Here is a 9,887-nt window from a genome sequence, read left to right as displayed (position 1 = left end):
GAGAACCCGTTCGAACACCTTTGCCCCATGCTCCCCTTCTCATGCATTCAGCTATAAAGAAACCTTATTTCTGTGTTTTAAACCTTAGTAGTCAATGCAGCAATCCTTTTTACCAAACCTTATTAACCTTATTAGAGGGAACGGCTGCAAACTAATGAACCTGAAAATCCTATGAGTACATTAAAAAATAAGGTAAATAAGGTTGAATGATACTAGATGTTGCTGGCTACTAAGGTTGGCCCGGAAAATAAGGTTTATTTATTCGATTCAGGAAATGTCTCTGATGCATAGGATTTTTGCAAGTATTGGTAGCGATTCAACCACCATACGGGCTATGTCGTAAGTTGGCAGCGGCTGATGCAAATCCCGAAGAGCGAAATCGAAGATCGGCGAAGCCAATTTGCCGTTTGGCTTTCCCGCCTTGCGGGACAGGCTCTTCAGTGCATTCCTCACGGAAAACCACCTTGCCACTTGCTAACGGTTCGGAGTGTTACCCCCGCCCGTAAGGGACTTTTACCCCGTGAAATGCAAAGCAATTTTTGTAAAACAAAAATTATTTCACAGGCTGACTCACTTCCATCCCGAAAACTTTCGGGATTAAAAGAATTGTTTTTTTTGCCAGCACACAAAGAAAACACAGTAATAATTTGAGAATAGTAGACTAATTTGATACTTTTATCGAATATTTCCTAAACATGAATGCAAAAGAATATATAAAATACCTGTTATCCATTGAAAGTTACTCATTCTCTGTTGATGAGATTGCTATGGCTACAGATGGAAGCAGTAATTCATTAAAATTCGAGCTACACCGATTATCAGAGAAAGGAGAAATAGTAAATCTTAGAAAGGGATTTTATTTAATTATCACACCCAGATATTCTTCAGCAAAAAAACTCCCTCTACAACTTTACTGTGAAAAACTATTTAAACATCTGGACAGGAATTATTATGTAGGCTTATTCTCCGCAGCTAAATTTCATGGAGCAAGTCACCAACAGGTTCAGCGGGATTACTTAATAACCGAGAAACCAAAATTTAATGACATAGCAAAAAATACTATAGACATACGCTTTTTCACAACTACCAATTGGTCTGATAAAAATATTCAGCAAAAGAAAGCTGATGCAGGGATTTTTAAAATTTCCAGTCCTGCTTTGACAATTGTTGATTTAATACATCACCAAACAAAATTGGGCGGAATAAACAGAATGCTTGCCACAATTGAGGAACTCACAGAAGAGATAACTGAATCCGATTTATCAGAACTTTTAAGCTGGTATCCCAATAAAAGTACTTTGCAAAGATTCGGTTTCTTGCTTGAAAAACGTGGTATAGAAAAAAAGTTTCAAGAAATGATTTATTCAGAGTTAAAAGCAAAAAACTTCTTCCCTGTTTTATTAAGTCCAAAATCAAAAGAGAAACCAGGTGCAGTTGACAATAAGTGGAAAGTAGCTATTAATGTAAAATTAGAAAGTGATTTGTAATACCTAAACCATATATAGCAAAGTGGCAGGAGCATGCACCATGGAATGAATTTTCACAGGTTGAGCAAGATTTAATAATTTCCCGAACCTTAGTGGAAATATTCTCTGATGACTTCCTGAGAGAAAACCTTGCATTCAGAGGTGGAACAGCATTACACAAACTCTATCTGAATCCGGCACCTCGATATTCTGAGGATATTGATTTGGTGCAAATTAAAGAAGGACCTATCAAACCCATTATGGAAAGGTTAAATGAGGTTATTACCTTCTTCGAAGAGAAAAGAACAACACAAGTTCGTGGACATGGAGCAAAAGCATTGTATCGTTTTACTTCGGAGTATGAAGAAATACGGATGCGTTTAAAATTGGAGATAAACTGCAAAGAACACTTCAATGTATTGGATTGGGTTGATTTTCCTTTTGAAATTGAAAGTGAATGGTTCTCTGGTAAAGCAAATATTAAAACTTACAATATTAACGAACTTTTAGGAACAAAACTGAGGGCGCTATATCAGCGGAGTAAAGGCAGAGATTTGTTTGATTTAGACTATGCCCGACTGCACTTAGAACTGGATACAGCTCAAATAATTCAATGTTTTAAAGAATACACAACGTTTGCAAGGGGAAAAAGACCTCCAAGTAAAAAGGAGTTCCTAATGAATTTTGAAGAAAAACAAATTGACCCTGGTTTTATAGGTGATATGGAAGCATTGTTGAGAGCCGGGATTAGGTATAATCAAAATAAAGCAAGCGAGTGGGTAATTAATGAATTGATTAAAAATATTTAGAATATGCAGTCAATTACTTAGCTAAACTGATAAGCTAAAACCCAGTGATAGAATAAATTTGTATAGCACTTACTTACCCATCTCAAGCATTGCACAGCTTTAACCCTGGCTATTCGGGCTATGTCGTAAGTTGGCAGCAGCTGGGACGGATTTAGCTGGTGCAAATCATGAAGAACGCAGTAGCTAAACGGGTACCTGCTTCCCAATTTTCTTGCTTTACCATCCGGCTTTGGGTGCATTTTGCTCCAATTCACATTTTCCATGGCAATACAAAACCCATAAAAGGCTGGTAAAAATCAACTTTTATTAACAGTACGCCATCTATCTTTGGCGCAAAATGAAGTAATTGCTATGCGCTTTCATCCTGTTTTTTTTGCTGTGTTGATCTTGTTGGCTGCACAGGGTGTGCAAGCCGGATCGGGTGTGGCTTTGGGTGGCGGCGTCAACCTGGCCTCGAAGCAATACTGGCGTGGCACGGTGTACAGTCATGCCCCGGTAGTGCAGCCCGAGCTAAGTTTCAATGCAGGCCGCTTCAGTCTTACCCTTTGGGGCTCACGGGCCATCGACTTCAACTACGCCGAAATCAATATTATTCCATCGTATACGCTGGGTGATTTTTCCCTTGTGCTTTACGATTATTACAATCCGGTGAATGATGCCTACAACCACTATTTCGATTTCGGCGACAGCACCAACCGGCATTCCACCGAGTTGCTGGTCGAATACCACCCCGATCATATCCCGCTGAGGCTGGCAGCAGCTACCTTCTTTTACAACGATAAAAATCCAATCAACAAAAAAGCTTACTACTCCACCTGGTTCGAAGCCGCAGTTCCTTTCCGGTTCAGGTGCTTGAATGCAGAACTTTCGATGGGCCTCACACCCTTTGAAGGCTATTATGCCTCATCGTTTGCTCTGCTTCATGCCCGGGCTAAAGTCTCAAAAGCTTTTGCACTACAAAACGGTTGTACCCTGCCCCTTAACCTTTCGATCAACACCAACCCTCATCAAAGGACGGTCACTTTTCTGCTGAATGTGGGCTTATTCTATAACTAACGATCAGAGAAAACGGTATTGTTTAAGCCGATAGTGGGAAACTGCTAAGTTTCATTGAAAGAAAGGCAATAAAATAATTCAGCAGCAAATGAGTATCGACATCAGTAATTCAGCTATCTTCGCAGCGTGATTTTCAACCAATGAGGGATCAATTCCGAAATATTACTGCTGTTATTTTAACAACCATCTATTGCCTGGCAATTGCTGTTGTAATGAATTCATATGCCGGTTCGGGTTTTTATGCCGATGAACCAGGTACACAGGAAAAGGTCATTTCAGAATTTTCGGCTCAACTCATCGGTCTTACCCCGCATACTGAAAGTTCTGTAAATACATCTTCCAACATTCCACAAGCTAATGTAAAAGAAACTTATACTGACGATTGGAATGCGATAAAAGCAACTGAGCGACTATTCATTGCTGAATTGACCCAATACATCTGTTTTACAGGAAATGTTCTTGTAAACTACCGTAAAACTGACCTCTTATTTCCTTTCCAATATTTTTGGTAGTTCCTTCTAAGTTTTACTGATCATCCACGGTGGTGATCCACTTTACCTGTCAGGCCATTGCAACAGCGATGACTGGCAATTACTTACCATAAAACATAAAATATCATGGATACAGGAAGTACCCTTATTGGAACAATTATGATTATGCTAATCGTTGTTCCTTTTATCATTATTTCATACCGTAAGAAAAGGAAAAAAGTAAGCCTTTTGCAATCATTGAATACTTATGCACAACAATTCAATTGTGAGATAAGTGAACATGAATTTTGTGGTGATTTTCTACTTGCATTAGACGAAAGTAAGAATTTTGTTTTCTTTCTGAAATATGATAAAGACGATAAGACCTTTCAAAAGGCAGATCTTTCAACTATTGAAAAGTGCAAAACAATCAAACGTAATCATACGGCCAGTTTAAAGAACAGAACCGATGTACTGACCGAACACATCGACCTGGTTTTTCTGCCTTCCAAAAAGAACCAGGCAGCAATTAACTTTGAACTTTACGACGCCGAGAAAAACCTGCAACTTGGCGACGAAATTCAATGCGCCGACAAGTGGGAGAAATTGCTAAACAATTGCCTAACAGTCAAATAAAAAAGAAATATGAGGCTGTCCACATCGGATGGCCTCTTTTCAAAAAGTAGTATTACTTTATTACATCATGATTTTACTTGCTCCAATATTGCCTGTATGTACTATAATATTTGTACTTTTAAACAAAAATGACAAAAAGAATCTTACCATACACAGCTTTTGTTCTTTTCCTTTTTAGTTGCCAGGAAGACCAGGAGCCCAAAAGCTCCATTATAAAAACCGGTGATTATAGCCACATGCAGGTCAACTCCTACGATACCCTGGTGATTGGAGAATACAATGAAGCAAGTAGTTTTAACATTGATCTCGATCGGGATGGAACCGATGATGTTCAGTTTGAAAGTACAATTTGGGGGTCTTCTGAGGTAGGATATCACCCCAGGTCGATTGTCAAAACCCTCCATGATGATGTGCAATTTTTTGGTTATTCTACCATTGACACCCTCTTTTTTAATGAGAGCAGCTATACCAGAGAATTGAAAGATGGAGCTGTGCTGATTACCCAAACATTAAATTACACTTGCCATCGAAAAGAAGAGAATGATTCAATTTTGAGAATTACCCCAACTTTTAAATTAATACCATTAGATGAAGGTGAACAGCTAAGTGAAGACAATATTTTTGCCTCAGCCATTATTACCATGAAGAATGAAGGCTATACTATTCCGATTGCACAATATGAAACTAGCAGAGATACTTTCTACAATGTACAAGAGCAACAAATGAAGGATTGTTTTGAAGCATTTCCTCCGGAGCAGATAAAATACATAGGAATTAAGCTTGAAAATGGTTCGCGCCTGGGCTGGATCAAAACCGGGCTATTCAGCAAATATAAAATATTGATTTTGGAAAGTGCCATACAGTTCCCTGATGATTGAACAATTCAAAGATTTTATTGGCTCCTACGTCGACTTGTCGCAACACGATTGGGACGAGATTAAAATGGAATTTCAACAAGCGGTTTTTCAAAAAAACGAAGTGATACTCGAAGAAGGCAGCATTTGCAGGTACTTCTATTTTTTTGAACAGGGGCTGATTCGTTTTTACTGCAACATCGATGGTACTGATATTACAAAAGCGTTTGCACATGCTCCTTATTGTTTCACTTCAAAAATTAGTTTTCGCAACCAGTCACCTGCCAACGAAAGTATTCAGGCACTCGAAAAAACAATTGTTTGGAAAATAAACTACCAGCAATACAGGAAACTTGAAAAGATAAATACCTGGAATGTTTTTATGCGCATGTTGTTAAACGAGATTCAGGAATACACCGAAAAACGAATGTTGGAATCAAAAATCCATACTGCTGAAAAAAATTACGAAATTTTACTCCAACGATATCCCCCCGGATTGATACAAAAGCTTCCTTTAAAGTACCTTGCTTCGTTCCTGGGTATTGCTCCCCAGTCGTTAAGCCAGATCCGCACCAAATTATACAAAAAACAAAAAAGTTAACATAAGTGAATTTTGCTTTACAAAGAAAAGATCATTTTTGCCATAAATAATAAATTAGCTGTCATGGCAAGTTTAAAAAGCAAACTAATCATAGGAGCCTTGCGTTCCAGCCATATTATGCAGGGTCGCTTAAGGAAGAAAGCAATGGAGTGCAATATTGAATCGGTGCTGGCATTTCGTGAACGCTGCGAAAAGGGTGCTTCCCGTTCAGGCAAATTACCAGAGGGAATTACAATTAAACAGGAAATAATCAACATGATCCTGTCGGAATGGATCCTACCCGACAATGCTCCGGATAAGCAACTCATATTCTATGTACATGGCGGTGGCTATGTTTCAGGTTCATGTAATGATCATCGCAACATGCTTGCAAAAATAGCCAAACAGACCGGATTAAATGCTTTACTATATGAATACGGACTTGCTCCCGAAAATCCCTTTCCTGCTGCATTACACGATTCGCTGAGTGTGTACAACGAAGTTTTGTTGAAAGCTTACCAACCCGAAAATATCATTATGATGGGTGAATCGGCTGGAGGTGGTTTGTGTTTGGCTTTATTACTGGCCTTAAAAGACATGCAACTTCCAATGCCCCGGGCTACAGTTGCCATTCAGCCATGGACCGATTTAAGCTGCTCAGGTCCTTCGTATTACACAAAAAACAGGGTCTCACTTGCTCCGCCCGAATGCTGGAATGTTTTCAGCCATTTCTACGTGACACATCACGATGTAAAAAATCCTTATATTTCACCTTTATTTGGGGACCTGACCGGGCTTCCTCCCCTTTTTATAAGTGTTGGAGAAAGCGATGAATTATATGACGACGGCGTTCGTTTTTATGAAAAAGCCCATCAGTCGGGAGTTGACGTCACACTAAAAACCGGCAAAGGAATGATTCATTGTTATCCTTTGTTAGCGCCCTTATTCCCCGAAGCAAGCGAGGCCATGAATGCCATCGTTGAGTTTATTCAAAAACACAGCCAATGAAACCACTTATCGACCACATCCAGATTACCGTGAAAGACCTGCAAGTTGCCGAAAAGTTTTACGATCAGTTTCTTCCTGTAATTGGTTTTGACATCCGAAGAAAAGTAAAGGCTTCTATCGAAGCACACGATTTCGATGTAATAGAATATACGCATGATCTGTTGGCCTTTGCCATCACTTCGCCACGTGAAGCTTTTAAAAACGATGAAGTACACCGCAGAAAACCGGGTGCTTTACACCATTTGGCATTTAAAGCCGAATCAAAAACGGAAGTCGATACTACTTATCAGCAACTGCTGAAAATTGGTGCTCCCATCGTTTCCGAACCCCGGTTTCATCCCGAATACGGCGAAAACTATTATGCCTTGTATTTTAAGGATTTTGAGAACATCAAATATGAAATTGTGTGCACCAAATAAAAAGTGCATTGTTTAATGTGAAGAGGGAGCTGTGGTCTGAACCATCTGTAAAAAAAAAGCAGCATTACCAAGATTTACGGTAATGCTGCTTTTTGAATATTCTAACTTTCATCTTATTCTGCTCCCTTCCAAACCAGTGCGCTGGCACCCACGATGGCAGCATCGCCCAGGCTCAGTTCAGAACGTTTGATTTCAATTTTTCCTTTGAAGATGGGCAAGAGGTGCTTCTCCATCGAAGCCTTGGTCGGCTTGAAAATCAGTTCTCCTGCAGCGGTGGGTCCGCCAAACAGGAAAATAGCTTCGGGACTCAGGTGATGCACCGTATCGGCCAGGCCCTGTCCGAGCCACTCACCGGTTTGCTCAAATACCTCAAGGGCCACCTTATCGCCGGCCACTGCTGCATCGTATATGGCTTTTGAATCGAGCTCATTGAACGATTGATTGGCCAGCAGGCTGTCGGAAGCATTCTCGCGGGCCATGATTTCGAAAGCAGTACGCTTCATTCCCGGTGCAGAACAATAAGCCTCCAGGTGTCCGCGGGCGCCGCAACCACAGGCGCGACCACCGGGGACAAGCGTGGTATGACCACACTCTCCGGCAAAACCGTCGGCACCATAAACCAGGTCACCATTAACCACCAGGCCGCTGCCCACACCGGTTCCCAGGGTGTACATTACAAAGTTTTTCATACCCTTGGCTCCACCATAAATCATTTCACCCATGGCGGCTGCATTGGCATCGTTGGTAAGCGAAATGGATGCCAGTGCCGGAAACTTCTTCTTCAACAATTCAACAAAGGGAACAATGCCCTTGAAGGCAAGGTTGGGTGCATGTTCGATGGTTCCCTTGTAATAATTACCATTGGGAGCACCAATACCGATACCCAGTACTTCGGGGGCGTCCACCTTTTGAGTGGCTTCATCAATCAGCTGTTGTACTGCTGCCGACAGATCATCGATGTACTTGTTCACATCGCTGTCCGAAGGCGTGGCGATGCCTCCTTTGGCTACTACTTTTCCTGCTTCATTTACAATTCCGATGGCAGTATTCGTACCACCTATGTCAATTCCTACTGCTAATTTTGTCATAATCATTTAATTTTTCAATTCGTATTATCTCATCTTATGCCCTTTAACAGCATAGAAGAAGATGTAAAGATAACAAATGGCAGGAACAATGAAAGCCCATGAATAGCCGGCAGTGTCGGCAATCGATCCCATAATCGGAGGGATGATGGCTCCACCAAGAATCAGGGCATTGATGAGGCCTGAAGCAGGTGCCATTTCATCACCATCGAGACCACGCACGGCCAGTGAGAAAATGTTCGGGAACATAATTGAGTTAAATAAACCGATGGAAACAACGGTCCAAAGAGCCACCTGTCCGGTGGTAAAGGTAGTTACCAGGTCGAGCGAAGCAGCAACCAGGGCAAAAATGGCCAGTGTGCGTGCAGCTTTACCACGACCAATCTGCATAAACAGGAAGTTGACCAGTGCAATACCGGTAAAAATCAGTCCGATATTCCAGTTCCACTCGGTTACAAAGGCACCCGACACCAAAGCCAGCACCAGAATGAGAGCAACATACATCATCTTTTTGCCGCCATTCTTCATATCCGAAAACATGAGCGATCCAAAGAATCGTCCTACCATGGCACCACCCCAGTAGATGGCAGCATAGGTCGAGGCCATTTCGGCATTGATGGAAGTACTGGTACCTTTAATGTAATTCACAAGCAAACCGGCATTTCCTACTTCGGCTCCCACATAGGCAAAAATACCAAAGGCACCCAGCAATACATGAGGATATTTCCAGATACTTTTTTGCTCTCCTTCTTTCTTTTCAGAAGTAATTACAGGAAGTTTAATGGTGAAAAGTACAATGGCCACAGCAATTACAATTAAAGCCATTATAATAAAAGGAACCGGTATACGCTCGGCTACTTCCATCCCATAAGCCTTCTCCTGGGCTGCAGTAGCCAGGGCGGGGAGGTCAAGTCCTTTAAAAATGGCAATTCCGATAAGCCAGGGTGCCACCATGGTGGCGACCGAGTTCAATGCCTGTGTTAAATTCAGACGACTCGAAGCAGAACTTTCGGGACCCAAAGCAGTTACATAGGGGTTGGCTGCCACCTGCAGAAATACAACCCCGGTAGCCAGAATAAACGTGGCCACATAAAACAAACTTTGTATGGCCCCCTTCGCTGCCGGTACAAAAGTAATACTACCAATTCCCATTAACAGCAAACCCAAAATTACGGTCCACTTGTAACCAATTTTATTAATCAGTCTTCCTGTTGGAATCGACATAATGGGATAGGTAATAAAGAACGCCGATGACAACAACTGCGCTTCAAACTCCGACAGGCCGAATACGGCCTTCACAGGAGCGGTCATCGTAATGATAAAAGTAGTTGCAAAGCCAAAAATGAAAAAAATGGCTCCAAAAGTGGTCATCCCCACTGTGTAGTTTTTCTTACTGTCCATCGATTGTTTAGTTTTTATGTTTTGAAAATTCTTGATTTTATTCAATCGTGATCATAAATGAATGTTCGACAAGATATCAAAAACAAAGAAATATTCCGGAGTG

General features: G+C 41.2%; 11 protein-coding genes. 9 read left to right on the top strand and 2 right to left on the bottom strand.

All coding sequences use genetic code 11. The annotated features are described in order from the left end of the window. Nucleotides 1–695: 695 nt before the first annotated feature. From FHS86_RS10720 to FHS86_RS10680, 9 genes are all read left to right on the top strand, one after another. Complete coding sequence (locus tag FHS86_RS10720; RefSeq protein WP_429413146.1) at nucleotides 696–1,487, top strand: type IV toxin-antitoxin system AbiEi family antitoxin domain-containing protein; 792 nt, start codon at nucleotides 696–698, stop codon at nucleotides 1,485–1,487. Nucleotides 1,488–1,579: 92 nt separating this feature from the next. Further along, nucleotides 1,580–2,275: a nucleotidyl transferase AbiEii/AbiGii toxin family protein gene (locus FHS86_RS10715; RefSeq protein ID WP_429413144.1), complete on the top strand. Its 696-nt coding sequence runs from the start codon at nucleotides 1,580–1,582 to the stop codon at nucleotides 2,273–2,275. Nucleotides 2,276–2,626: 351 nt separating this feature from the next. Continuing rightward, a complete protein-coding gene (locus tag FHS86_RS10710) occupies nucleotides 2,627–3,331 on the top strand; it encodes a hypothetical protein (RefSeq protein ID WP_429413142.1) in 705 nt (234 codons plus the stop codon). Between the two features lie 212 nt (nucleotides 3,332–3,543). After that, complete coding sequence (locus FHS86_RS10705) at nucleotides 3,544–3,843, top strand: hypothetical protein (RefSeq protein WP_429413140.1); 300 nt, start codon at nucleotides 3,544–3,546, stop codon at nucleotides 3,841–3,843. A gap of 105 nt (nucleotides 3,844–3,948) precedes the next feature. Further along, nucleotides 3,949–4,437, top strand: a complete 489-nt coding sequence (locus FHS86_RS10700; protein WP_429413139.1) for a hypothetical protein — start codon at nucleotides 3,949–3,951, stop codon at nucleotides 4,435–4,437. 128 nt (nucleotides 4,438–4,565) lie between these two features. Further along, nucleotides 4,566–5,315, top strand: a complete 750-nt coding sequence (locus FHS86_RS10695) for a hypothetical protein (RefSeq protein ID WP_429413137.1) — start codon at nucleotides 4,566–4,568, stop codon at nucleotides 5,313–5,315. Next, nucleotides 5,308–5,892, top strand: a complete 585-nt coding sequence (locus tag FHS86_RS10690; protein WP_429413135.1) for a Crp/Fnr family transcriptional regulator — start codon at nucleotides 5,308–5,310, stop codon at nucleotides 5,890–5,892. The genes FHS86_RS10695 and FHS86_RS10690 overlap by 8 nt, the downstream gene beginning before the upstream one ends. Nucleotides 5,893–5,955: 63 nt before the next feature. Continuing rightward, complete coding sequence (locus FHS86_RS10685) at nucleotides 5,956–6,879, top strand: alpha/beta hydrolase (RefSeq protein ID WP_429413133.1); 924 nt, start codon at nucleotides 5,956–5,958, stop codon at nucleotides 6,877–6,879. Then, nucleotides 6,876–7,298 (top strand): VOC family protein, encoded by a 423-nt coding sequence (locus tag FHS86_RS10680; RefSeq protein WP_429413131.1) that lies wholly within the window; start codon nucleotides 6,876–6,878, stop codon nucleotides 7,296–7,298. Before FHS86_RS10685 ends, FHS86_RS10680 begins: the two co-directional genes overlap by 4 nt. 113 nt (nucleotides 7,299–7,411) lie before the next feature. Here FHS86_RS10680 and FHS86_RS10675 read toward each other — a convergent pair whose 3' ends face one another. Together FHS86_RS10675 and FHS86_RS10670 are read right to left on the bottom strand one after the other, a co-directional pair. Next, entirely contained in the window at nucleotides 7,412–8,386 is a 975-nt protein-coding gene (locus FHS86_RS10675) for an ROK family protein (protein WP_429413129.1), read from the bottom strand. A 24-nt stretch (nucleotides 8,387–8,410) separates the two neighbouring features. Further along, entirely contained in the window at nucleotides 8,411–9,784 is a 1,374-nt protein-coding gene (locus FHS86_RS10670; protein ID WP_429413127.1) for an MFS transporter, read from the bottom strand. Nucleotides 9,785–9,887 lie beyond the last annotated feature (103 nt).

Source organism: Roseimarinus sediminis, from assembly GCF_050433125.1.
GTDB classification, from domain to species: Bacteria; Bacteroidota; Bacteroidia; order Bacteroidales; family Prolixibacteraceae; genus Roseimarinus; species Roseimarinus sediminis.
This window is presented reverse-complemented; position numbering and strand designations above follow the sequence as displayed.